This window comes from Vibrio casei (assembly GCF_002218025.2).
Classification (GTDB): Bacteria; Pseudomonadota; Gammaproteobacteria; order Enterobacterales; family Vibrionaceae; genus Vibrio; species Vibrio casei.
The window spans coordinates 1,164,740-1,190,356 of record NZ_AP018681.1; the positions used below are offsets into that span (position 1 = coordinate 1,164,740).

Genomic DNA, 25,617 nt, shown 5'->3' on the forward strand with positions numbered 1-25,617 from the left:
CTCCATTAATTAAGTGGTGCTATTGTAGTGCGTTCCCTAAAGTTGCATTACAATAACCAGGACTAAATACATCAAAAGTGAGACAGCATGGCGACTATACACCCACAACAAGAATTTAATCCTGATACAATCGGTGCATCAGTGGTGGGAATAGCTTCAAGGCTAGCGATCCATGATTCTGGCGCACATACCCATCAAACACACCAATTGCTATTTGCCCAAGCTGGTTGTATGAGCATTGAACTTGACAATCGAGTATGTTTGATTCCTCCGAGCCGAGCTGCTTGGATTCCTTCTGGTACGGTTCACAGAGTATTTATGACAGGTGTCGTAGAGTATCGCTCACTTTATTTCTCGCGTGATACATCACTACCAAGTTTTAACAACCTTTTGATAATGGAGGTAAATCCATTACTGAGAGAGCTGATTGAACGTATGGCTCATTGGGAATGGGACATGCCAATTGACGATCAAAAAAATGTAGTCAATCTGTTTTTGGAAGAGATAGAGAAAGCGCCTCGCGAATACTGGCAACTGAGAATGCCTAAAGATCCACGCTTGCAAAATTGGTTGCTGGCTCTTAAGCAAGAGCAGTTACTGCCTGAGCCTCTCCATTTATTTGCGAAGCAAATTGGTATGAGCACAAAAACCGTGAGTAGACTATTCAAAGCAGAAACTGGAATGAGTTACCAAGCATGGCGTCAACAATGGCGATTGCTTAGAGCAATGGACCTTTTGGCTGATAATCTACAAGTAAGTCAAGTATCTGATAAACTAGAATTTTCGAGCGATAGCGCCTTTATTAGTTTTTTTAAACAACATACAGGGCATACGCCCTCAAATTTTCAAGTCGCTAAATCGATTGGTTAATCATCGAGGTTATAGGGTCAAGTCTTGCCTTTTACTACCCATTACTTTTTGTATTTGAACACTGATGACTAAACTCAAATATTAACTCGAACCGTAGCTCACTTTGGGGCAAAACAGTGTTTCAAGTTGGTCTAGTCAATGTCCGGAAATGGCACAGAATTACCGCCTTTAATAACTAAATATCTACTACGTTTTTTCCCTAATAATGATAGAATCTCCGCATCAGAATTATCGAGAAACTCTATGTTTATCCATCATGTTAACGGCATCGACTGGCTAGTGATTACCGCTTTTGAAGAACTGAAAACTCTATTTATAGAAGAAGCAGGTGCGATCCCCTTATGCTTTTCTACCGATAGCGAATTGAGCCTAATTGATCAAGCCAAGAGCACTTATGGATATTTACCTACACTCAGCGGCGTAATCACCGATACAGGCACTTTTCAACGTCAGGATAACGAAGAATATTTTAACCCACAGCTTGCCTGCCTAGTTGAGGGACGTGGTCGGGTATTTATCTATCACGGCGGTTTTGTGGCTTTTGTGGATGACGAGCAAGCCTTTATTACCCGAATAGGCTGAAAATTATTCAGTACGTTGAAATCGGTGAATTGGCATCCCTAGTAAAGAATGGGGCATAAATGAGTTTATCTCCCCGTTTCCATCACATGAACTTAGGCGAAGAAAGTATGAAATCTCGCTTTCACTGATTATTATTGATGTGAAAGATCCCGGATAATTCGTTCCTCATTTCCGGGATGACGACCTTCAGGGTTAGCGAAAAATTTGGAGCTTGCAGCATGAAATGAGTCTACCCACTGGTCATGCCGCACATGAACCTAAGCGAAAAAGATGCAGGATTTCGCTTTCACGCTAATATCATCACTTAAACCGCGATAAACCTTACTATTGAGTAAAAAATCACTACTCATCCACCGCTCTCTCACCCTCTTTGCTCCCTCTTGCTTTAAAAATAACCATTACATCCATAACAATTATTATTTTAAATAAATATTTTACGAACCTTTATTTCACTGAAAAATAACAAATTTATATCAAAAAAGACAAACCGCGACCAACAACTACCAATATATTCATTTGAGGTCTAAACATTTTATGTGTAGCATTATCGTTAATTAACCGTTCAATAAAAAATAAATGGGTACGAAATATGCCGAAAGTTGGAATGCCTGATATTAGAAAACCGCAGTTAGTCAAAGCCACTATGGCGGTGATTGAAAGAGTGGGTTTGCATAGCGCGAGTATTTCGCTCATCAGTAAAGAAGCGGGCGTATCCACTGGCATCATTAACCATTATTTCGGCGGTAAACATGGGTTATTAGAAGAAACGATGCGAGCGATCTTAAGAGAGCTTTCCGACACAGTAAAAATCAAATTGAGTGGACTACCAGCCGATGCTCATCAACAACGCATTATTGGTATTGTGAACGCCAACTTTGAAGGCTTTCAAGCGGAAAACAAAGTGGCCAAAACATGGTTAGCATTCTGGTCTTACTCTATGCACGACGCCCAGTTAAAAAGGCTTCAACGCGTCAATGAGCAGCGTTTACTTTCGCACTTACGAATTGAATTAAAAGCGCTACTACCCGATGAACAAGCGAATTTAGTAGCCCATGGCATTGCGTCTTTAATCGATGGTATCTGGCTTCGTGGCACATTAAACCCAGAAGGTATTGATGCAGAAAAAGCGCGAGAAATCATCAATGATTATTTAGATAAACAACTTGCTTTTTATCACCCATCTTCACTTTAAATTCTCAAATTAATAGGCTTTCACATGACAACTCCAACACTTTATATCGATGGTCAATTAACCTCTTCGACTTCAGGTGAGACTTTCACCAACTACAACCCAGCAACGGGTAAAGCTATCTCGCAAATTGGTCAAGCCTCTCAAAGTGACTTAAACACAGCGATAGAATCGGCCAAACAAGGCTTTCAAATCTGGTCGAAAATGAGCGCGGTTGAGCGAAGCCGAATTCTATTAAAAGCGGTTGAAATCCTTAGAGCACGAAACGATGAACTCGCAGAGCTAGAAGTCGCCGATACCGGCAAGCCACTACAAGAAGCACTGGAAGTCGATATTGTTACCGGCGCGGATGTGATTGAATATTACGCCAACCTCGCTCCAAGCTTACAAGGTGAACAACAACCCCTTAATGAGCAGCAGTTTTTCTATACTCGCCGTGAACCTTTAGGCATCTGTGCGGGCATTGGTGCGTGGAACTACCCCATTCAAATCGCTATGTGGAAATCAGCACCTGCGCTTGCGGCTGGTAATGCGATGATTTTTAAACCATCTGAAGAAACCCCATTATCGGTACTCAAACTGGCTGAAATTTTTACCGAAGCTGGCGTTCCAGATGGTGTCTTTAATGTCCTTCAAGGGGATTATCGTGTCGGTCAAATGCTGACTGCTCATCCTGATATTGCCAAAGTCTCGTTCACTGGTGAATCCGGTACCGGTAAGGCCGTGATGGGCGATAGTGCTAAAACCTTAAAATCCGTCACCATGGAGCTGGGGGGCAAGTCACCTTTAGTTATCTTTGATGATGCCAAACTAGACCAAGCCGTATCGGCGGCCATGGTGGCAAACTTTTACACTCAAGGTGAAGTCTGTACTCACGGCACTCGAGTCTTTGTTCATGAAGCCATGTATGACGATTTCATTGCTCAATTAAAAGCGCGCACTGAAAAGATGATTGTTGGCGATCCGATGGATATCAACACACAAGTCGGTTCACTGATTTCAAAAGAACATTTAGGCAAGGTATTAAGCGCGATTGAAGCGGCAAAACAAAGTGGTGCAACCTTACTAACCGGTGGTTACCAAGTGACGGATAAGGGGTTAGAAAACGGTAACTTTGTTGCCCCGACGGTGTTTATTGATTGCGATGACAACATGACACATGTTCAGCAAGAGATCTTTGGCCCAGTAATGTCAGTGCTTAAATTCAGTGATGAAGATGAAGTGATTCAACGTGCTAACGCCACTGAATTTGGTCTAGCTGCCGGCATTTTCACGCAAAACCTATCACGTGCACACCGCGTTATTCACCAAATGCTAGCCGGTATTTGCTGGATCAACACTTGGGGTAACTCCCCTGCTGAAATGCCAGTAGGTGGTTATAAGCATTCCGGTATTGGCCGCGAAAATGGTGCTGAAACACTGCATCATTATACCCAAACCAAAAGTGTATTGGTTCACTTAGGTGACTTCGAAAGCCCTTATGCTTAAGACACCCCATCACCTCGAAATCAATCTATTGGTCGGTGCATAACTCCACCGACTTTCTAATCGATACTCTCTAAAAGAGAGCGGAGACGACTCTTATGCAACAACGCTACGATTATATTATCGTCGGCGCGGGTTCGGCCGGCTGTGTACTTGCCGACAGACTCAGCGAATCAGGCGAACATCAGGTCCTGTTATTAGAAGCTGGTGGCAGTGATAAAAGCATTTTCATTCAAATGCCGACCGCACTTTCTTATCCGATGAACAGCGATAAGTACGCTTGGCAATTTGAAACCAAGGCAGAAGCTGGTCTTGATGGTCGTCAATTACATTGTCCGCGCGGCAAAGTGCTCGGCGGTAGCTCTTCGATTAACGGTATGGTTTATGTCCGTGGTCATGCTTGTGATTTTGACCAGTGGGAAGAATCCGGCGCACAAGGTTGGAATTACCAAAACTGTTTACCTTACTTCCGTAAAGCGGAAAGCTGGATGGCAGGCGGAAATGATTATCGTGGTGGCAACGGTCCTGTCGGAACATGCAACGGTAATGACATGGAGCGTAACCCTTTATACCAAGCCTTTATTGAGGCGGGTAAAGAAGCCGGTTACCCAGAAACGCAAGATTACAACGCCTACCAACAAGAAGGCTTTGGCCCGATGCACATGACGGTGGATGGCGGCGTACGCGCTTCAACCTCTAATGCCTACTTAAAACGCGCTCTTAAACGCACAAATCTGACGTTATTAAAAGGGATTGTGGCGCATAAAGTCTTACTTGAAGGTAAAACGGCTTGCGGAATCGAGTATGAGAAATCTGGGAAAATACACAAGGTTTACGCCGAGAAAGAAGTTATCTCGAGCGCCGGTTCAATTGGTTCGGTTCAACTGTTGCAACTCTCGGGTATCGGGGCCCGCGACACATTGAAAAAGTCGGGGGTAGACATTAAACATGAATTACCCGGCGTGGGTGAAAATCTGCAAGATCACTTAGAAGTCTATTTTCAATACGAATGTAAAGAACCCATCACGCTAAACAGCAAACTAGGTTTAGTCAGTAAAGGCTTAATTGGCGCAGAATGGATCATCAAACGTACCGGTTTAGGCGCGACCAACCATTTTGAATCGTGTGCATTTATCCGCTCACGTAAAGGTTTGAAGTGGCCAAATATTCAATACCACTTTTTACCCGCTGCAATGCGTTATGACGGTCAAGCGGCCTTTGATGGCCATGGATTTCAAGTACACGTAGGTCCAAACAAACCCGAAAGCCGTGGCCGTGTCGCCATAGAATCAAGCGATCCTAACGCCAAGCCTAGCATTGAATTTAACTACATTTCGACCGAGCAAGATCGTCAAGATTGGCGTGACTGCATTCGCCTTACTCGTGAAATTTTAGCTCAGCCTGCAATGGACACATTCCGAGGCACCGAAATTCAGCCCGGCATTGAGGTTGAGTCTGATCAGGCGATTGATCAATGGGTCAAACAAAACGTAGAAAGTGCTTATCACCCTTCCTGTACCTGCAAAATGGGTGCTAACCATGATCCAATGGCGGTGGTAGATGAGCAATGCCGCGTGATCGGCATTGAGAATCTACGTGTGGTTGATTCTTCTATTTTTCCGATTATCCCTAACGGCAATTTAAACGCACCAACCATCATGGTGGCAGAGCGTGCTGCGGATATGATTTTAGGTAAACGCCTACTCGAATCAAATAACGTGTCGGTATGGATAGCACCTAACTGGCAAGAAACACAGCGCAATAGCGCACCAATACGCAATTTAACGACTGAACAATAACAGTAAGTTACTCATCATAAGGATTGATTATGTCACTGAAAAAGAAAACTTTAATAACTCTTGGCTTTACTTCATTGGCCGCGTTTAATGCTCAAGCCGCCAACCAATGTGAAACCGTTCGATTTTCAGATGTAGGTTGGACCGACATTACTGCAACCACCGCGGTCACCTCAGAGTTATTAAAAGGTATGGGATACCAAACTGAAACCGAGCTCCTTTCCGTTCCGGTTACTTACTCTTCTATGGCCAATGGCGATATTGATGTATTTCTTGGTAACTGGATGCCGACCATGGAAAACGACATCAAAAAATACCGTGAAGCTGGCACAGTAGAAAGCGTTCGCGCCAACCTAGAAGGCGCAAAATACACCTTAGCAGTACCGAAATATGTGTATGACGCTGGTGTAAAAACGTTTGCCGATATCGCTAAAAATGCCGACAAATTTAACGACCGTATCTACGGCATTGAACCGGGCAACGATGGTAATCGCCTACTGCAAAGCATGATTGATCAAAATGCTTTTGATTTAAAAGACTTCCGTTTAGTGGAATCAAGTGAAGCTGGCATGGTGTCACAAGTCACTCGCGCAGTACGCCGTAATCAATGGATTGTTTACCTAGGTTGGGCGCCTCACCCAATGAACAGCAAAGTTGACATGAAATACCTTGCCGGTGGTGATGACTTCTTTGGCCCTAACTACGGCGGTGCCAGTGTGCATACTAACGTTCGCCAAGGTTATTTATCGCAATGTCCAAATGTTGGCAATTTATTAAAAGATTTGAAATTTAGCCTTGAGATGGAAAACCAGATCATGAACTCCATTTTGAACGAAAACAAAAAACCGGCTATCGCTGCTCGTGAGTGGTTAGAACAACACCCAGAACAAATTCAAACGTGGCTGAAAACGGTCAAAACACTCGATGGCAAACCTGCCGCGCCCGCGGTTATTCAATATTTAAACAATGTTGATGCGTAAACCGTCGTAAAGAGAAAACCGCGTAATACCAGCAATATCAGAAGTTAAGCCATGCAGGCTTTTTAACATTCTCAGTACAAGTAATAGGACTGGCGGGTGCAAGCTCGCCAGATAAGGCAATACATTGAACTTTATAACGGATCATAAAATCCCACTCGGACACTGGATGGAAATTGTTGTTGATTGGCTCACGGTAAATGCCGCCAGTTTCTTCGATGCCATTTCCATTTTCCTTGAAACCATCATCACCTGTTTAGTCGACGTATTTCAATGGATGCCACCCGCTGTTCCCATTGCAATTACGGCCGCATTAGCGTGGTATTTACACCGTAAATTATCCTTAGTCGTGTTCATCATTGCAGCCTTACTGCTGATTTTAAATATGGGCTATTGGCAAGAAATGCTGGAAACCTTTGTTCTCGTCTTTGCGGCGACAACGATTTCCGTATTAATTGGCGTTCCTCTTGGGATCATGGCCGCGCACCGCCCTTGGTTGTATACCATCATGCGTCCTATTTTAGATTTAATGCAAACCGTTCCGACCTTTGTTTACCTTATTCCAACCTTAGTTTTATTTGGTTTAGGTATTGTTCCAGGGTTAATTTCGACCATTATTTTCGCCATCGCCGCGCCAATTCGTTTGACCTATTTAGGCATTATTAAAGTGCCAGAAGAATTGGTCGAAGCCGGTAAAGCCTTTGGGGCGAGTCGCATGAAATTATTGTTTAAAGTGGAACTGCCTGCCGCGCTGCCAAGCATTATGGCGGGAGTAACACAATGCATCATGTTGTCACTTTCAATGGTGGTTGTCGCGGCACTCGTCGGCGCTGATGGGCTAGGAAAACCGGTTATCCGAGCACTCAATACCGTGAATATTTCACAAGGCTTTGAAGCGGGTTTAGCGATTGTATTGGTCGCGATTATTTTGGATCGCCTGTGTAAAACCCCCAACCAAACCAAAGAGGGATAATCATGAACTCAATTAATATTAAAAACCTTGATGTGGTCTTTGGTAACAACCCTAATCAAGCTCTCGATTTACTGGATCAAGGACAATCACGCCAAGATATTATTGACCAAACCGGTCAAGTGGTTGGCGTCGATGATGTGAGCATTAGCGTTAAAGAAGGTGAGATTTGTGTTCTTATGGGGCTATCGGGCTCTGGGAAATCAAGCTTATTACGTGCGGTGAATGGCCTGAATACCATTTCGCGTGGATCATTAGAAATCAAAGATGGTGATACTCTCGTTGATCTCGCCAATTGCGATAAATCAACGCTGCGCCACTTACGTACTCATCGAGTATCAATGGTATTCCAAAAATTTGCTTTAATGCCATGGCTAACTGTACTCGATAATGTTGCGTTTGGCTTAGAAATGAAAGGAATGAGCAAATCCGAACGCCGTAAAAAAGCGCGTGAACAATTGGAAATGGTGAGCCTAGCAGAATGGGCAGATAAACACCCACACGAGTTGTCTGGCGGTATGCAGCAGCGTGTCGGTCTCGCCCGCGCTTTTGCGATGGATACCGATATATTGCTAATGGATGAACCCTTTTCAGCGTTGGATCCATTAATTCGTGCGCAACTACAAGATGAATTACTCGAGCTGCAAACCAAGCTCAATAAAACCATTTTGTTTGTTAGCCATGACTTAGATGAAGCTCTAAAAATTGGTAATAACATTGCGATTATGGAGTCAGGTCGATTAATCCAACACGGCACGCCAGAGGAAATCGTCTTAGCGCCTAAAACTCAATACGTGAAAGATTTTGTGGCGCACACAAACCCACTTAACGTATTAAAAGGCAGCTCATTAATGATACCAGTAAGCGATTTAGCCTTCTCTAATAATGAAATTGAGATCTGCTCACACTCAGACATTCATTTGAAAAAAACAAAAGCTTCATTATCGGTAGAATCACTTGAAATTATCAGTGAGAAACCGCTCACTTTAGTTGATTGGCAGACGACAGAAATGTCACTTGAAGAAATCAATGCCAGTATGCTCATTACCGCAAGCCCAGACATTACTATGCGTGATGCCATTGAGCTAAAAAACCGCACCGCCCACCCAGTACTTATGGTGGAAAATAATCAGTTAGTGGGCATGTTAAGTGATAGTGAATTCTATAATGCGTTATTAGGTAATTACCAAGCACTAGAGCAAACACAAAATAAACCGTTGGATAGCAGCACTAGCGCCGCTTAAACTCTATCCATCTGAAACCCTATTCATCTAAAAACTTATACAGCAAAAAAGCCCGTCTTCTTCTTTTAATTAAAAAAGACGTTGATTAAAGAAGACGGGCTCTCATTTGATTCACTATCACTTAGATAGAGAACATTTTCGTACATTACCGATTAGTATTGAGCTTTGCCACTTTACAACAATAATCAATAATCACTTGGTTGCCATCAATTTGAACATTTTGAATATCACCATCGATAATAATGCGATTTTGTAAGTACACGACAGCGTTATCAGGGGCGATTTGTTGTTTTAATGACGGTAAAATAGTGTGGGCTTCAATATCTAACTGTTGAAAAAATCGGGTCACAAACCCCTGAGTTAATTGCCCTTTCCCTCTGATCATTTCGGAGAATTCAACAACACCTACACCTAATCGTTTTGCCATATCCATTTGCGTTAAATGACGCTTTGCTTTTTGTGACATCCATAAATTGTATAAGGCTTCTCGATCTTGCTCTGTAAATTCCATGATGTCTCTATTCATTACCTTTATTTATCATGTAACTAAAATGACAAAGTCACGTGAATACCTTGTCATTCAAACGTCAAGTTTTGTTCAGGGAATTTAAAAACAGATAAAAACGCTCTATTGCATCAATAACGAGGGCTTTCTTAAAAAGTATAGGGGAATTAAGGTGCCGATGGCGTTTGAGTTATTGTTACTTTCACCTGACTTCTTGCTTGCAGCCACACACCACTCGCTTTCATCAAATAGCCAAATCCCCCACCCAATAACAACGAAGGGATCACAATCTGCCAATGTCCATTAGCCGCAAACGTCGCGCATGCACCAATGAAGGTTCCAGGGATAAAACTCAGCCACTGTTTTTTAGCTTGAATACACATAAAGAAAGACACCATTGCTGTCAACACATAGCCAATAATATCACTGCCAAATTGCTGCGAACCATGAATAATCACTAAAGCCCAACCTACCCCAGCTAAATTAGTCAGTAAGCTGATCCCTAGTCCTTTAATCCCTTGAGTTGGCGATGCAAAATAACTGGTGCACCCTAAAAAGCCCGCCCACGACAATAAACCTAAAGAAACCGCAACCCAGCCCCAAATGCCAGAAAGCAAACCTGTAGTAAGAGAAATCGCCAGAAGTGTTGACATGGTAAGGCCTCGCCACGGTTGATTGCCTTTACAACAACCAAAATAAATTTAAGCGAGCATACTAAAAGGGAATGGCATGATATTTAGAGAGATTGATCACAAAGTAATTGAAACAAAAATATTCATTACACCAAAGTGAGAATGCAAGCGATTAACTGGCTTGTATTCATAATAACACTTATAAACCAACACATTTATTGGTGCTAGATTCTTATCTCCTAACACCAATCATCTATTTACGACGTTCCCACTGGGTTATAAATACAATGGATGCCATCATGATCGCGGCGCCCACCCATAAGTTGCCTGTCGGGATCCAACCAAATACTAACCAGCCCAAAAAAACATTAAATGGAAGTTTAGCAAGATCAAAAGGTTGAACAAATGAGGCATCGGCTACCGAGTAGGCTTTGACAATCGCCCATTGAGCTAAAGCGGTCATCACACCAGCACCAATCAATAATAGCCAAACCGTCCAACCGACAGGAGTTGACCATTCAGGGAGTGCCAAAAAGACATTAAATGGCGTTAACAACAGCAATAAATACACCACCATGGTCGAAGGTGAATCATTCACCGACATTTTCTTGACCATAAGCGAATAACAAGCCCAAAAGAAAGCTGCTCCCACCGGTAACATGGTTGCCCAACTAAATGCATCCGACCAAGGTTCTAGAATGATCATTGCGCCGCCAAAGCCAGCCAATGTTGCCAGCCAACGTGCCCACCCCACCTTTTCTTTTAAGATAAGACCAGACCCTACCGTGGCAAACAAAGGAGAGGTCATCAACAACGCAATACCTTGCCAAATGGGAACAGGATAGGCTAACGCCCAAAACCAAAGCTGAATGCCAATCACGGATAAAAAGACGCGAAAAGCATGCCACCAGAAATGTTGAGTATACAAAGACTTTCGAATGCCTAACGTTTTCAAATACGGCAGAATAGCCACCAACGCAATCGCATATTGAAGTAAAGCAACGGTGGTAGAAGGAAGAGAAAAAATAATACTAATATATTGAGCAATACTATTGACAAGGGCAAAAGATAAACCCGCGATCAGCATCCACGATGCACCCAAAACGGGTGAATGATTGGACATAGTTAAACATCTCGTTAACAAAAAAGTAGGCTGATGATAAAGGGTAGAAAGCTAGATTACTAGGGCTGTTGATGTTTCGTAGCTTTCTATACCTAATGCCAATGGCAAATTAACCAATGACTTATTGATCGTTAAACCATCCTGGTACCATCACATTCAATGACCTTGGCTGAACACGAACCGTTAATTTATCGGTTTGATATAACTCGCCATCTATCACATATTTAAAGGGTTGATCACTAGACACTTCGACTTGTTTCGCTTGTCTATGAATAAACCCAACCGGTTCAGCAGTCGGTAATAGGCCCGATAAGGCCAATTCAGACAACGACAGCAAGCGGCCAGAAACACTTTCATGGCTTAGTAAGTAGGTAATATCCATAATGCCATCTTGCAAATCCGGCTCGCCACCACCTTGCGCTAAAAGCGTCGTAAATGGCGCCGCATTGGCAATCACTAAGCTGCTCACTTCTAATGATTGAGGCTCATCTTTATCTAATGTCATATTGATATGCAGCGTGTCATTGTTGGAAATCGCGCCCCATAAGCCTTTCAAATAAGCAAATTGACCATCATTGTTTTTCTCTTCTCGCTCGGCATATTCAATCATTTGTTGCTCAAAACCAATCCCCGCCACCAGCAGCATAAGATCGTCATTACATAATGCCGTATCTATTTTGGTTATTTCACCTTTTAAAATAGCGCCACAAGCGGTCTCTACCGGGATAATTTTATTTTCAATACCGTAAAGCACATGACAAAGCGCATTCGCGGTTCCAAGTGGCAGAATACCAAGTACGATATCGGTATGGACAATTTGACTCGCCACTTCAGTAACGGTACCGTCCCCTCCACCAGCGATAATTAAAGACGCATTGGCCTTAACTGCCTCTTTCGCCCAATGGGTTGCAGAAATATCTGGCGTAGTTTCCCTAACTTCAACGTGATACTTTTCTTTTACTTTTTTTAGAATATCTTCTTTATAGATCCCCCACTTCCCTCCCCCAGAAACTGGGTTCACAATAATCCAAACCGTTTTATTACTGCTAGCATTTTGCTTTGTTGCAGGGCCTGAGCCACACTCTTTTTCTGCGCTGAATATTTTTGCTTTATCTAAGGTAGTTAACATAGCCATCTGCTCCTTATTCAAATTTGCGGTACTGCGAATGGAGTGAATTTTTTCCATCACATCTTCAATGCTTAACTGAGGATACCGACGAAGCAGATAAGCGGCCAATACAAATACCGAGCGCCCTCTTCCTAACGCACAGTGAACCACGACTTTTCTAGAATCTGCCAATTGCACATCAATCCAATCTAATGCTTTCAATAATTTGCGCTTTGATGGCACTTTATGATCCAAAACAGGCAAATTAAAATAATGGAATTCTTTTCTCGCTTTACCACTTTCTAGCCCTCGGAACTCAGCCGTAATATCTAAAATACTGCTGATACCTTGGGCCTTTAATTCATCTAAATCTTTAGAAAAAAGGCGCCGAGATAAATAAAGTTGGGGATCAATTCGTTGAATGGGAGCGACAGAATCACGCCTTCTCGCCCAATAATTATAGTAATGCACACCAATGAGAAAAGGAGCTAGCACCAATTGAATACCGTTTGGAATGACACCATTCGGGCTTTTACGAAATAGATGAGGGAAATTACACCAGTAGGCAATACTCACCACTGAAAGTGATAACGCAACCCATGCCAATGGAATAGACAACCAGAAACTTGGGCAAAGTAACGCCAGTACATAAAATAGAAGACTGCCTGCCACGTAGTATTTGGTCACTATCATTTAACTTCCTTTCTGCTCTTTAACCAAAATGGTTCTTTAACTAAACTGCTCTTTAAGCAAACAATGCCATTAATCACAGTTAAAACGATTTACACAGTATCACTTTTAAACGTTACATCCATCTTATATCAAGTTGGTATATATACCCATTTTAGTTGAGGCTAACATTTTGTTAGAAACCCCCATTATCTTCATCGCGATACGCTCTAGCCGTACGTGCACAATCTTAATGATTAACATCCTTACTACCTTGTCATCCATTCATCACCGCGATATCAGAAACAAGAAAAATTCATGTAAAAACAAGCAAGAAACAAAAATTATTTCTACAAAAAAAATTTATCGAAACCATAAATTTATTCTGATTTACTATTTAGATTTTCGATTTATTATCGCCCTGTTCTTCGCAAGAAAGTACCAGCTTAAGCACTGGCCTAGGTCATATTCGTGCAAGCCTCCGTTGACGCAAGGTCAATAGGCGTAAGCTGCAAATCTACGAGTACGGGTGAATTTATCCCTTCATGCACCCCACTCAGAAAACGTCATATTGAATCTTCAATTATTAAATTAATTTTTGTTCAACCTGACTCAAATCAGTTAGACCCAGAAGGCTGTACCTCAAGAAAAAGACTCGGTAGTCAACGATGAATCCCATCTAAAACTCCCATGTCAAAAAGGGTGCAAAATCAAAAGGAAAACTGGCCACAAGCTAGGTTGGTGGGCAATACATTTGGATCATTCGATCCGCCATTTTGGACTTTATTATGTCTTTTAAAGATTCTGTGTCTTTTAAAAATGTTGTGTTCGCTGCATCAATGACGGTGACTACTGTATTCACCTCTGCTGCATTATTTACTTCAACCAAAACATTCGCTCAAGACGAAGTACTTCACGTGTATAACTGGAGTAGCTATATCGCGCCAAATACCATTTCTGATTTTGAAAAAGAATCGGGTATTAAAGTGGTGTATGACGTATTCGACAGCAACGAAGTATTAGAAGCAAAACTATTAGCCGGCCGTTCTGGCTACGATGTGGTAGTGCCTTCAAATAACTTTTTAGCCAAACAAATTCGTGCGGGGGTATTCCAAAAGTTAGATCGTACTCAACTGCCTAACTGGAATAATTTAAACCCTGAATTGTTGAATGCATTATCACCAAGCGACCCAGGTAATTTATACGCCATGCCGTATTTATGGGGAACCATTGGTTTTGCTTATAATGTGGATAAAGTGAAGAAGGTTCTAGGTGAAGACGCGCCCGTCCATTCATGGGATTTAGTATTTAAACCTGAAAATATGGAAAAACTGAAATCGTGTGGCGTTTCATTCTTAGATTCACCCACTGAAATGTTACCCGCAGCGTTAAATTATTTACAATTAAACACTGGCTCGCAAAAGCCTGATGACATAAAACAAGCTGAAGCGCTGTTCATGTCAATTCGCCCAAGCGTAAGCTATTTCCACTCGTCTAAATACATTTCTGATTTAGCCAATGGGGATATTTGTGTCGCTGTGGGTTATTCAAACGATTTGTTTATTGCTCAAGCCCGCGCTAATGAAGCAAAAAATGGTAACAAGATTGAATACGTGATCCCGAAAGAAGGGGCTGGCAGTTATTTCGACATGATGGCAATTCCTGCTGATGCGAAAAATGTCAAAGCAGCGCACACCTTTTTAAATTACCTCATGAAGCCTGAAGTCATTGCGAACATCACCAATGAAGTCAGCGCAGCAAACGGCAATCAAGCGGCAACGGCGTTTGTAAATGATGACATTAGCACAAACTCAGGCATTTACCCTGATGATGCAACATTAAAGAATATTTATACCATTAGCGATCTTCCTGCCAAGGTACAACGTGTGATGACACGCACTTGGACTAAGATCAAAACAGGTCGATAAAGCCTAAAGCCTTTCCCCATTATAGGTGGGTAACCGCTGATAAGGCGTCCAACTCAGGACGCCTTTTTTCTTGAATAAAAAGTAACAGGAATCAAAAGCATGGTCATTACTTCCAGTGCCTATAAAAAAGCGTTAGAACGTCAATCCAAACCAAAAGAAGTACTGGTGAAGATTGATCGTGTCAGTAAGCAGTTTGATGACACTATTGCTGTCGATAACGTTTCACTAAGCATTAATAAAGGTGAAATATTCGCTTTGCTCGGCGGCTCTGGCTCGGGTAAATCCACCCTATTGCGCATGTTGGCTGGATTTGAAAAACCAACCGAAGGGCGCATCATTTTGGACGGCGTCGATATCACCGACATGGCACCTTACGATCGCCCAATTAACATGATGTTTCAGTCTTACGCTTTATTCCCACACATGAGTGTCGCCCAGAACATCGCCTTTGGTTTGAAGCAAGATTCACTACCAAAAGATGAAATAAAAGCTCGGGTAGAAGAAATGCTGAAACTGGTTCACATGGCACAATACGCCAACCGTAAACCACACCAACTTTCTGGTGGTCAACGTCAGCGTGTGGCTCTGGCTCGTTCATTAGCGAAACGCCCTAAGTTGTTATTGCTCGACGAACCAATGGGCGCGCTTGATAAAAAACTGCGATCTCAAATGCAACTTGAACTGGTTGAGATCATTGAGCGTGTTGGCGTGACCTGCGTAATGGTTACTCATGATCAAGAAGAAGCAATGACCATGGCGCAACGTGTTGCCATCATGCATTTAGGCTGCATTGAGCAAATTGGTAGCCCAATGGATATTTATGAAACGCCAGTCAATCGCTTGGTATGTGAGTTCATTGGTAATGTGAACTTATTTGATGGCATGTTAGTAGAAGATGAACAAGATCACGCCACCATTGCTTGTGTTGATTTATCTCAACCCATTTATGTCGGTCACGGTATTAGCTCACAAGCAGAAAACAAAAAAGTGACTTACGCCTTGCGTCCTGAAAAATTATTAATGAGTACGCATTTACCAAACGATCTTGAACATCCAGATTTTAACTGGACAACCGGCGTTGTGTACGACATCGCCTATTTAGGAGGGCATTCGGTCTACCACATTCAATTGCCGTCTGGAAAAATAGTACAGGCATTTATTGCCAACGCAGAGCGCCACGGTAAACGTCCAACTTGGGAGGATAAAGTGTACTTATTCTGGGAAGACGACAGCGGCGTAGTATTGCAATAACGTTCAATGAATAAAAATTTCAGCACTCAGAAAAGTCATTACATTAAAGGCACAACGATGAATACAAGCCTATTCAACAAGTGGCAAATCGATAAAAAAATTGGCCGAAAGTTAGTCATTGGCATTCCGTTCTTTTGGCTATTTACTTTCTTTTTATTGCCCTTTGTTATCGTACTAAAAATCAGTTTTTCACAAGCGGATGTAGCAATACCGCCTTATACAGAATTAGTCAGCTGGGCAGACGAACAAATCACCATCTTACTGAACATGGGCAACTATTTATTATTAAGTGCCGATGAACTGTATTTGGCCGCTTATTTAAGTTCATTAAAAATGGCGTTAATTAGTACTCTAGCCTGTTTATTCATTGGCTACCCAATGGCTTATGCAATTTCGAAAGCGAAAAAAGAGACGCAGACCATTTTATTGCTGCTTATCATGATGCCAACGTGGACAGCCATTCTCATCCGTGTTTATGCGTGGATGGGTATTTTAAGCAATAACGGATTACTTAATGGATTTTTATTGCATTTAGGTGTGATTAATGAGCCTCTGCAAATACTGAATACCGATTTAGCCGTCTACATCGGGATCGTGTATTCCTATTTGCCTTTTATGGTGTTACCACTTTACGCCAACCTTGTTAAACACGATCAAAGCTTACTAGAAGCAGCGTCGGACTTAGGTTGTCGCAATGTATCCACCTTCTGGCAAATCACCGTACCGCTGTCGAAAAGCGGCATTATTGCGGGTTGCATGTTAGTGTTTATTCCTGTCGTTGGTGAATTTGTCATCCCTGAATTATTAGGTGGACCAGATACTTTAATGATCGGCAAAGTATTATGGCAAGAATTCTTCAATAACCGTGATTGGCCTGTCGCTGCAGCATTAGCAGTCGTCATGTTAGTGGTATTGATGATCCCTATTATTTTCTTTAATCGTACTCAAGCTAAAGCGCTTGAAGGTTAAAGAGAAAGAAGCAAAAGCTTAAAAAGGAAAAACTAAAATGAAACGTTTTGGCTTTGCAAATCTGATGCTGGTTTTAGGCCTAGCATTCATTTATTTGCCACTTGTCATCATGGTAATTTATTCATTTAACTCTTCTAAACTGGTAACGGTTTGGGGCGGTTGGTCAATACAATGGTACGGATCATTATGGGAAAACACCCAACTGATGAGTGCTGTATTTCGCTCATTAGAAATTGCCTTTTACACCGCTATTTCAGCAGTGGCTTTAGGCACAATGGCCGCCTTTGTATTAACTCGCATTCCACGCTTTCATGGTAAAACCTTGTTTGGCGGTATGGTAACAGCGCCATTGGTCATGCCAGAAGTGATCACTGGTTTGTCTTTGCTATTATTGTTTGTCGCAATGAACAACTTAATCGGCTGGCCTGTGGAACGTGGCATGATGACGATTTGGATTGCTCATACCACATTCACCAGTTCATATGTGGCTATTTTAGTGTCTTCTCGTTTACGCGAATTAGATATTTCAATGGAAGAAGCCGCGATGGATTTAGGTGCAAAACCGTGGAAGGTATTCTTTCAAATTACCATACCAATGATCGCACCTTCATTGGTGGCAGGTGGCATGATGGCATTTGCACTCTCATTGGATGACTTGGTGTTGGCAAGCTTTGTCTCTGGCCCTGGTGCAACCACGTTGCCAATGGAAATTTTTTCTTCCGTTCGTTTAGGAGTGAAACCAGAAATCAATGCCATTGCGAGTTTGATTTTGTTGTGCGTATCATTATTTACCTTTACGACTTGGTTCATCATGGCAAGAGCAGAAAAACGCCGTAAAAAAGAGATTTACCAAAGCAAAAAAGCGGTCTCTACTCATTAATAACGTTAATATATCTCCCCCTAAAAGGGCACTTATAAGGTGCTCTTTTTTATATCATCAAGGCAATGTTTCACATTGTAATTTTATTTGAAACATAAGAAAGAGAATTGCTAAAGTAAAATAAATACCCGTTTTAGCGAAATCACATAACCATAAAATTGATTTGTAACTAGACTTATATAAACCACTAAACCACTTTGCCTAATGAGAAAAAGTTTGTTAGGTTGGAGGTATAGTATTTGACGTTGATGATGACAATCGACTTATCAACAAACTAAATACTAGGATATCAAATCAGAATTTCGCCTTGTTATTTAAGGCTTTTCAACAGAAGGTATTGTGTATGAAAATAAACATCCAAACGCATCATGTATCAATCAGCGACGATTCACGAGCTGAAATTGAAAGCAAATTCAATAAAATATCTTCTCACTTCCCCGACTTAATTAGCTGCGATATCATCATTACAAAGCAACATAACGAGCACCACGTAGAAACTTTTACCAACTACGAAGGCGTGCGTATTTCAGCGAAATCTGAAGATAAAGTCATGTACCCAGCCATCGCGACTGCTGTGAAAAAATTAGAAACTGGACTTAAAAACCGCAAAGGCCAACTCAAAGCTGAACTTCACGCTACACCAACCAGCACCAAACCAGAAATCGCTTCTGATATCATCCAAGAGATGAAACTCGTTGATTAATAACTTCATTTACTAAGAACGTAAAAAGGAGCTCAAAATGAGCTCCTTTTTCATTTCATATACTTTTAATTAACTTCGAGTAATCATCAATTTAATGCCCAGTGCAACCATAGCACCACCGAGTACTCGATCTATCCAATGACCACATTGCTTAAACTTCTTATTAATCGCCGGACGAGACAATAACGTCACAATCAAAGAGAACCATGCGAACTGTAAAACCATGATCCACACGCCATAAATTGCGATTTGATAAATCGGCATATCCGCTGACAGTACTAAAGTAAATAAAGACACAAAATAAATCGGCGCTTTAGGGTTTAGAGCATTACACAAGAAACCCATTCCAATCATCTTTTTGGCAGACTGTACTTTCGCTACTGGCAACTCAACTTCATCAGGTAATGCGGCTTTCGCTTTTAGTCCCTGCCAGCCTAGATAGATTAAATAACCACCACCGAGTATTTTAATCACCCAAAGTAAACTTGCAGAATTAGCAATAATCGCCGCTAAACCAAAAGCAGAATAAAGAATATGAATCGATAAACCTAGTGCAATACCGACACTACACAACAGACCTGCTTTTTTACCATTTGATATAGTTTGTTGCGAAACCAGTATAAAATCCGGCCCGGGCGAAGCGGCGGCTAATAAGTGAATAGAGGTAATTAAAACTAATCCGTGCCATAAATCCATCGAAAACTCCTTTTTATCAATGTGTTGTATATAAAAACATCAATCTACTTTCTATTCAATTATTAATTTATATTTTATTAACTTTGGCTTGAACTGGTTTTAGTTTTTGAAACCAATACACAGCGATCACCACCACGACAATACCAACCATAGTAATGCCACTTAACTGTTCACCAAAGATCAAATAATCAAACATAATGGCCAAAAGAGGTATGCAATAAAACAACACACTTACTTGGCTGGCACTACCTCGCTTAAGCATATAAAGCAGCAACATCACCGCCCCAACCGAGACCACAATACTCATCCAAAATAATGAAATAAAGAGCTCATTGGTCCATTCCACTTGCCAGTCAGTACATAAGGCCACCACGCTAAATAGCAATAAGGTGAATAAGTTTTGGTAGACCACCATGCTTTCAATATTCATATTGATGCCTTTTTGCTTAATGGTGCCAAAGGTTAACGACATCAAAGCCAACAAGGCAAACAACAGCCCTATCACATGTGAAGCATCTATCCCTTTTGCGCCCAAAACAGCAATGCATAAGCCGATAAAACCAAGTGCTAACAGCGCATAACCTTTTTTAGACATACTCTCTTTTGCAAGGAATGGTGTAATTAGCGGCTGAAAACCTAATATCATAGTAATCAACCCTGGCGATATTCCGGCATCGATCGATAAAATATAGGTACTGAGGTAGGCAAACTGTAAAAAGAAACCCACCTTTAGCACCGCTATAATTGACTCTTTATCATGACGAAACAATTCAAATTTCAGTTTTGGTTTGACTATCAATAGTACGACCGTTGAGAACAGAAAAGTGGCCATTGCACGTAAAAATAAAAAAGTCCAAGGCGAAGCATCCATTAGCCCCATTTTCACCATCACCGCCCCACTACTCCACATCAATAAAAACAGCAAAGGGGCCGCCGTTTCAAAGCGAATGGGGGAGCGTAAATTTTCAATCCTTTGCATTTTTAACCTTTCGAATCCATAACTATACTAAAGTGAGTTTTCAGTATAAGAATCATTGGTCACTAAAATGTGCTGATCAGACGGTCTTTATGACTAAACTGATGGTTATCGATATGATTTAGGAGACAGGCCAAAAAATTGGCTAAAGCGGCGAGTAAATGCAGATGGATTAGAAAAACCTACTTTTTCTCCGATCAATTGCACAGGGAGATCGGTATGAGTTAATAGCGCTTTGGCTTTTTCCATTCGAAGTTGTAAAACAAACTGCTGGCTGGTTTGGCCTAGGTTCGATTTGAATACGGTTTTAAATTGAGTAGGGCTTAAAAAGGATAGTTTGGCTAATCGTTCAACCGACCAGTTTTGACTAATATCTTGCTGAATTTCACTGATAACACTCGCAATACGAGGATCGATTCTAAGTTGCTGACCTTGCTGTTCTAACAGCTGCAATAGCATACCGCACATCGCATTTTCTAAATGGACATTAGTCTTGCTCATTAACTGCAACCCGGCAAATTGCACATAAGCTAGAGTCGCAGGAGATAACAAAAACTTTTTCGTTTGAGCATGGCATAAGTTAGGTGGAAGTTGGCTGAGATCGACCACTAAAAAACGCGCAGCTTCATCCGCGGAAAAAGCATGGTTCAATCCAGCATGAATAACGATGGCATCACCAACACTGACTTTGCCATCAAACTCGCCGACTTGCATTTCAATCACGCCCTGTAGTGGCAGCACAATTTGATGATAATCATGCTTATGCTGACGTAATTGACTAATGTAAGAACGAATGGATAACCGATCGCTAATCATAATCGTTCATATTGATTACTTTTTCAGTAAATCTTTCAAGTTTGCAAACGGATTATGAGTTGCCACTTGATGCTCATCTTCTTTTGGCGTGGAGTCAGCCGAACCATATAAATCATGATCCAAATATTTAGAGTGTTCGTGGTCATGGCAATACAAGCAAAGCAATTCCCAATTACTGCCGTCTTCCGGGTTATTAGTGTGGTCATGATCTTTGTGATGAACGGTCAGCTCTCGTAAATTAGAATACACAAACTCGCGTGCACAATGACCACATATCCAAGGATAAATCTTTAATGCTTTTTCACGGTAGCCACTTTCTTTGCGTGCATAACCAGCACTGGTTCCATAAAAATCTGATGACATTATTCTATCCTAACTAAGAAACATTGAATTAATAATAAATGCTGACATGGTGAAACACCACCTTTGATTCTAGCTTAAGAAAGATAAATAACGTGTTATTGTTATTGTTATTGGATATATAACGTCATGATTTACACTGTAAACCCAAATGAAGCCTTAGCATTCATCGATGACATACTAATCAGGAATCGTAATAATCCCAAGCGTTTCTAATAGTTGTTCTTGCTGCCATTGACAAATCATAGCTCCTCTTATGTTTACCGTCCGTATATCTAAGCCGTTCAACTCAATATGCGATAGATTACATTGTTGGAAATGAGCTTGTTGCCAGTGCTCCTCAGAGAATTCACCACGGCTTAAGTCCGAACCTTCAAATGATGTTCCTGATAAATTAGCGCCACGCCAACGATTTTCAAACAAATCACATTTTTCTAATTTTTGATTTTCTAAATTCACATAAGACAAGTCGCAATTTGTAATGAACGCCGAACAAAAATAGGTGTTATGAGTAATAAAATTAGCAAACTGAGTACGGACAAAACTCGCGCCTTTAAGGTGGCAATGACGCATTTCAATACCAAACGCAATCGCACCATCAAAATTAGCCATGCTGAGATTACAACCTTGAAAGCTAGCATCTTTAAGATTTGTATAACTAAAATCACAACCAATGACATCGCCACTTTCAATAAAAACACAATCGATGAATGTGGTGTCCGTTAAATCTGATCGAGAAAAATTACATTGATAAAAGTGGCAACTCTGGAAAGTTTCACCGGACAGATCCTCTCCGGAGAAGTTATGGTCGTTATAGTGTTTATTTAGGGGTTGATTTGCCATGATGAATACTTACTCTACTTACTAATGACCAAAGGTATAGGATGAAAGGGTTAAAATGAGCAAATTTTGGATACAAAAAAGCCGCAACAGATGCGGCTTTTTTTAATTCTTTATAAGTACTTAATTATAGTACTTCAACGTTTGCAGCTTGAGGGCCTTTTTGACCTTGCTCAACTTCAAACGCAACTTTTTGGCCTTCAGCCAGAGTGCGGAAACCTTCACCAGTGATAGCACGGAAGTGAACGAATACGTCTGCACCGCCATTCTCTTGAGTGATGAAACCGAAACCTTTCTCTTCGTTAAACCACTTAACTGTACCAGTTGTCTTAGACATGGGTAAATCCTATAAATATTTTTACTAATCAATTACGCTTTTGCGTGTTATAGCCACGAAGAGAATTACTTAAGTGAGGCTACTTCTAAAGGAAACACTTCATGACACAAACTGGTATATCAGGTGTTGCGAAGACTTCTAAAGCATTGTTCAAATAAATAGGTCTTTTCAGGCCGTGATTAAAGATACTCGCGTTTATCTCTGATGTATAGGGATATTTTAAAAAACTTGATCTGAGTTGTTTAAAACATTTAAAAAGACCTAAAATTAACATCTAAACCTTTATTTTATATGAAAAAACAAACATGTCATTACACTAGACACCTATACATAAAGACCTCCAATATGACATGGAGGCCTCTATTATTATGACTATTTTATAACAATTTAACTTAGTCTAATTCAACCAATTGACGCTGGAATTTCTGATGTTGTGCTGACACTTCTTTTGTTGCACCACCGGTAACAAGACTAACGACAACAATAGAAATTGCCGAGAAAATCACCCCAGGAACAATTTCATACACATCAAAAATGCCACCGGTAAGTTGTTTCCAAACAACAATGGTAATACCACCAACTAAAATACCAACCAATGCACCATTACGATTCATATTCGACCAATACAAACTTAATACAATAGCAGGACCAAATGCAGCCCCAAAACCAGCCCATGCATAAGATACTAGACCTAATACTGAACTTTCAGGGTTCATTGCCAGCATAAGCGCTATCAGTGACACACCAATAACTGCAATACGTCCAACGACAACTACTTGTTCTGGCGTCGCATCTTGCTTAAAGACTTGCTTATAAAAATCTTCAGCTAGAGCCGATGATGAAACTAATAATTGAGAATCGGCTGTACTCATGATGGCCGCTAAAATAGCCGCTAATAAAATACCCGCCATAACAGGATGGAAAATCGCATTCACTAAGATCATGAAGATTTTCTCACCATCAGCAATTTCAAGCGTTGGATGAGCATTGACATAAATCAATCCAACAATACCGACCATTATTGCGCCAGCCATTGATAACGCCGTCCAAATTACAGCGATACGACGAGCGGTTGTCAGGTCTTTATTGCTACGTGTGGCTTTAAAACGCGCCAAAATATGTGGCTGGCCAAAATAGCCTAACCCCCATGCAACCAATGAAATAATTGCAATAGCGGTTAATGGCTCACCTTTTGCCGATGTCCACATATTCAGCAATTCAGGGTTAATCGTATTCAAATCAATATCAACTTGAGTAAAACCGCCACTCATTGCCGCAATAGGAACAATCAGTAGAGCCGCTGACATCAATAAACCTTGTACTAAATCGGTCCAAGCTACCGCGAGGAAACCACCGAACAAGGTATAAGAAATCACACAAACCGTTCCGATGACAACAGCAATTTTGTAATCCAGACCAAATACAGTTTCGAATAATTTACCACCTGCAACCAAACCAGAACTGGTATAAAACAAGAAGAAAAGCAAAATGAAAAAAGCAGAAATAGTCTGAATTAACTTCGATTTATCTAAAAATCGGCTGGCTAAAAAGTCAGGGATGGTAATGGAGTTGGTTGTAATACTGTAAGTACGTAATCGCTTTGCACTGATAAGCCAATTTAACCAAGTACCAATCAATAAGCCACCACAAATCCATGTTGCCTCAAGACCTGCAGCATAGGCATAACCTGGGACACCAAGCAATAACCAACCACTCATGTCTGATGCACCTGCCGATAGTGCCGCAGGCCAAGGTCCAAGCGTTCGTCCCCCTAAAAAATAATCTGTCGCATTCGATGTACGTTTATAAGCGTAATACCCAATAGCAAGCATAATTGCTAAATACGCGATAAATGTGCTGGTAATAGCAAAGCTATTCTCAATCATAATATACCCTTTTTAATTATTGCCCCCCTATCCCGGAGGGCTATTTATATTTTCTTGTTGCGTTAGTTCTAAGTGTAGACACTGTAATTTTAGTTTCAAACACTTAGTGCTGATCACCTAATTCCAGTAAGGTCGCATTGCCACCCACTGCGGTAATGTTGATGGTACGTGTTCGCTCAGTAATGAAACTAAGTACTAAAGATGGATCATGCGTTAAGACCAAATCATGCCCACTTGTAGATGTCCCATCCACCGTTTCAGCCACTAAAGGCGTAATAACACCTTCAGATTCCGCTAATAAACGATTTATAGACATTTGAGTTACATCACTACCAATGAATGCAGTAATGCGAATATCCGATTTTATAACTTCTTGATAAGAGTCATAAGCCACTATTTGAACCACATGAGCAGGTAAAGCAGTTGAAATGGCAGATTCAATCACTTTATTCAAGTCGATATCATCACAACAAATAACCACACTGTTACCCGTAATCAATGCGGCAGTCAACATAGCCATTACCGCAGCCCAAGATGTGTTATTTTCAACAATCAAGGCACAAACACCGCGGCCTGCGCAATAGAGTTCATTTGTTTCACCCGTAGGCCCTGGCATTAACTTTGGCTCAGCCAAACGCTCATCGGCTTGATGAAGATGATACTTGATAATGGAACTTAATTCAGGTTGTTCCTTTTCTAAATTACGCCAAACGGATAGTAAACACTCACTTTTAAAGGTGTATTCGGTTAAATTCCACTGCTCCCATGCCGTAATAGCATCAAAAACCGTGACTTCAGAAAAACGAGTAATAGGTTGCATACAAA

Annotated in this window: 25 protein-coding genes; 13 read left to right on the forward strand and 12 right to left on the reverse strand. The window is 41.2% G+C overall.

Annotation, left to right across the window (positions count from 1 at the left end):
• The first annotated feature begins 87 nt into the window (after window positions 1-87).
• The 8 genes from VCASEI_RS18310 to choV all read left to right on the forward strand — a co-directional run bounded on the left by VCASEI_RS18310 (window position 88) and on the right by choV (window position 9,113).
• A complete protein-coding gene (locus tag VCASEI_RS18310) occupies window positions 88-870 on the forward strand; it encodes an AraC family transcriptional regulator (protein WP_086960033.1) in 783 nt (260 codons plus the stop codon).
• Between the two features lie 243 nt (window positions 871-1,113).
• Window positions 1,114-1,452, forward strand: coding sequence for a cytosolic protein (locus VCASEI_RS18315; protein WP_086960032.1), 339 nt, complete (start codon window positions 1,114-1,116; stop codon window positions 1,450-1,452).
• A gap of 589 nt (window positions 1,453-2,041) precedes the next feature.
• On the forward strand, window positions 2,042-2,644 hold the full coding sequence (gene betI, locus VCASEI_RS18320) for a transcriptional regulator BetI (protein ID WP_086960031.1): 603 nt from the start codon (window positions 2,042-2,044) through the stop codon (window positions 2,642-2,644).
• A gap of 24 nt (window positions 2,645-2,668) precedes the next feature.
• The gene (gene betB / locus VCASEI_RS18325; RefSeq protein ID WP_086960030.1) at window positions 2,669-4,129 is read left to right on the forward strand and encodes a betaine-aldehyde dehydrogenase; all 1,461 of its coding nucleotides are present in this window, start codon (window positions 2,669-2,671) and stop codon (window positions 4,127-4,129) included.
• A gap of 95 nt (window positions 4,130-4,224) precedes the next feature.
• On the forward strand, window positions 4,225-5,925 hold the full coding sequence (gene betA, locus VCASEI_RS18330) for a choline dehydrogenase (RefSeq protein ID WP_086960029.1): 1,701 nt from the start codon (window positions 4,225-4,227) through the stop codon (window positions 5,923-5,925).
• Window positions 5,926-5,954: 29 nt separating this feature from the next.
• The gene (locus VCASEI_RS18335; RefSeq protein ID WP_086960028.1) at window positions 5,955-6,902 is read left to right on the forward strand and encodes a choline ABC transporter substrate-binding protein; all 948 of its coding nucleotides are present in this window, start codon (window positions 5,955-5,957) and stop codon (window positions 6,900-6,902) included.
• 124 nt (window positions 6,903-7,026) lie between these two features.
• The gene (gene choW, locus VCASEI_RS18340) at window positions 7,027-7,872 is read left to right on the forward strand and encodes a choline ABC transporter permease subunit (RefSeq protein ID WP_086960027.1); all 846 of its coding nucleotides are present in this window, start codon (window positions 7,027-7,029) and stop codon (window positions 7,870-7,872) included.
• A 2-nt stretch (window positions 7,873-7,874) separates the two neighbouring features.
• The gene (choV, locus tag VCASEI_RS18345) at window positions 7,875-9,113 is read left to right on the forward strand and encodes a choline ABC transporter ATP-binding protein (RefSeq protein ID WP_086960026.1); all 1,239 of its coding nucleotides are present in this window, start codon (window positions 7,875-7,877) and stop codon (window positions 9,111-9,113) included.
• A 145-nt stretch (window positions 9,114-9,258) separates the two neighbouring features.
• Here choV and VCASEI_RS18350 read toward each other — a convergent pair whose 3' ends face one another.
• The 4 genes from VCASEI_RS18350 to VCASEI_RS18365 form a co-directional block, all read right to left on the reverse strand.
• Window positions 9,259-9,624: a helix-turn-helix domain-containing protein gene (locus VCASEI_RS18350; RefSeq protein WP_086960025.1), complete on the reverse strand. Its 366-nt coding sequence runs from the start codon at window positions 9,622-9,624 to the stop codon at window positions 9,259-9,261.
• 161 nt (window positions 9,625-9,785) lie between these two features.
• On the reverse strand, window positions 9,786-10,271 hold the full coding sequence (locus VCASEI_RS18355; RefSeq protein WP_086960024.1) for a DUF1097 domain-containing protein: 486 nt from the start codon (window positions 10,269-10,271) through the stop codon (window positions 9,786-9,788).
• Between the two features lie 232 nt (window positions 10,272-10,503).
• Window positions 10,504-11,373 (reverse strand): DMT family transporter, encoded by an 870-nt coding sequence (locus VCASEI_RS18360; protein ID WP_089110647.1) that lies wholly within the window; start codon window positions 11,371-11,373, stop codon window positions 10,504-10,506.
• A gap of 121 nt (window positions 11,374-11,494) precedes the next feature.
• Complete coding sequence (locus VCASEI_RS18365) at window positions 11,495-13,174, reverse strand: diacylglycerol kinase family protein (RefSeq protein ID WP_086960022.1); 1,680 nt, start codon at window positions 13,172-13,174, stop codon at window positions 11,495-11,497.
• A gap of 815 nt (window positions 13,175-13,989) precedes the next feature.
• Here VCASEI_RS18365 and VCASEI_RS18370 point away from each other — a divergent pair.
• The 5 genes from VCASEI_RS18370 (at window position 13,990) to hpf (ending at window position 18,881) form a co-directional block, all read left to right on the forward strand.
• Window positions 13,990-15,078, forward strand: coding sequence for a polyamine ABC transporter substrate-binding protein (locus tag VCASEI_RS18370; RefSeq protein ID WP_374700989.1), 1,089 nt, complete (start codon window positions 13,990-13,992; stop codon window positions 15,076-15,078).
• A gap of 99 nt (window positions 15,079-15,177) precedes the next feature.
• Window positions 15,178-16,329, forward strand: coding sequence for a polyamine ABC transporter ATP-binding protein (gene potA / locus VCASEI_RS18375; RefSeq protein WP_089110648.1), 1,152 nt, complete (start codon window positions 15,178-15,180; stop codon window positions 16,327-16,329).
• A 57-nt stretch (window positions 16,330-16,386) separates the two neighbouring features.
• Window positions 16,387-17,298, forward strand: a complete 912-nt coding sequence (locus VCASEI_RS18380; RefSeq protein WP_086960020.1) for an ABC transporter permease subunit — start codon at window positions 16,387-16,389, stop codon at window positions 17,296-17,298.
• Window positions 17,299-17,335: 37 nt separating this feature from the next.
• Window positions 17,336-18,178 (forward strand): ABC transporter permease subunit, encoded by an 843-nt coding sequence (locus VCASEI_RS18385; RefSeq protein WP_086960019.1) that lies wholly within the window; start codon window positions 17,336-17,338, stop codon window positions 18,176-18,178.
• A 343-nt stretch (window positions 18,179-18,521) separates the two neighbouring features.
• On the forward strand, window positions 18,522-18,881 hold the full coding sequence (gene hpf, locus VCASEI_RS18390; protein ID WP_086960018.1) for a ribosome hibernation-promoting factor, HPF/YfiA family: 360 nt from the start codon (window positions 18,522-18,524) through the stop codon (window positions 18,879-18,881).
• A gap of 69 nt (window positions 18,882-18,950) precedes the next feature.
• Here the strand turns inward: hpf and VCASEI_RS18395 are convergent, their stop codons facing one another.
• The 8 genes from VCASEI_RS18395 to VCASEI_RS18430 form a co-directional block, all read right to left on the reverse strand.
• A complete protein-coding gene (locus VCASEI_RS18395) occupies window positions 18,951-19,577 on the reverse strand; it encodes a LysE family translocator (protein ID WP_086960017.1) in 627 nt (208 codons plus the stop codon).
• Between the two features lie 67 nt (window positions 19,578-19,644).
• Window positions 19,645-20,556, reverse strand: coding sequence for a DMT family transporter (locus VCASEI_RS18400; protein ID WP_086960016.1), 912 nt, complete (start codon window positions 20,554-20,556; stop codon window positions 19,645-19,647).
• A gap of 105 nt (window positions 20,557-20,661) precedes the next feature.
• Window positions 20,662-21,369, reverse strand: a complete 708-nt coding sequence (locus tag VCASEI_RS18405) for an AraC family transcriptional regulator (protein ID WP_086960015.1) — start codon at window positions 21,367-21,369, stop codon at window positions 20,662-20,664.
• Window positions 21,370-21,384: 15 nt separating this feature from the next.
• Window positions 21,385-21,732: a YajD family HNH nuclease gene (locus VCASEI_RS18410; RefSeq protein WP_089110649.1), complete on the reverse strand. Its 348-nt coding sequence runs from the start codon at window positions 21,730-21,732 to the stop codon at window positions 21,385-21,387.
• Window positions 21,733-21,909: 177 nt separating this feature from the next.
• Entirely contained in the window at window positions 21,910-22,572 is a 663-nt protein-coding gene (locus tag VCASEI_RS18415; RefSeq protein ID WP_089110650.1) for a Qnr family pentapeptide repeat protein, read from the reverse strand.
• A gap of 124 nt (window positions 22,573-22,696) precedes the next feature.
• Window positions 22,697-22,906, reverse strand: coding sequence for a transcription antiterminator/RNA stability regulator CspE (gene cspE, locus VCASEI_RS18420; protein WP_017025474.1), 210 nt, complete (start codon window positions 22,904-22,906; stop codon window positions 22,697-22,699).
• 392 nt (window positions 22,907-23,298) lie between these two features.
• Window positions 23,299-24,792, reverse strand: coding sequence for a sodium/proline symporter PutP (putP, locus tag VCASEI_RS18425; protein ID WP_086960012.1), 1,494 nt, complete (start codon window positions 24,790-24,792; stop codon window positions 23,299-23,301).
• 103 nt (window positions 24,793-24,895) lie between these two features.
• On the reverse strand, window positions 24,896-25,612 hold the full coding sequence (locus tag VCASEI_RS18430) for an aldehyde dehydrogenase family protein (protein WP_086960011.1): 717 nt from the start codon (window positions 25,610-25,612) through the stop codon (window positions 24,896-24,898).
• Between the last annotated feature and the right edge of the window lie 5 nt (window positions 25,613-25,617).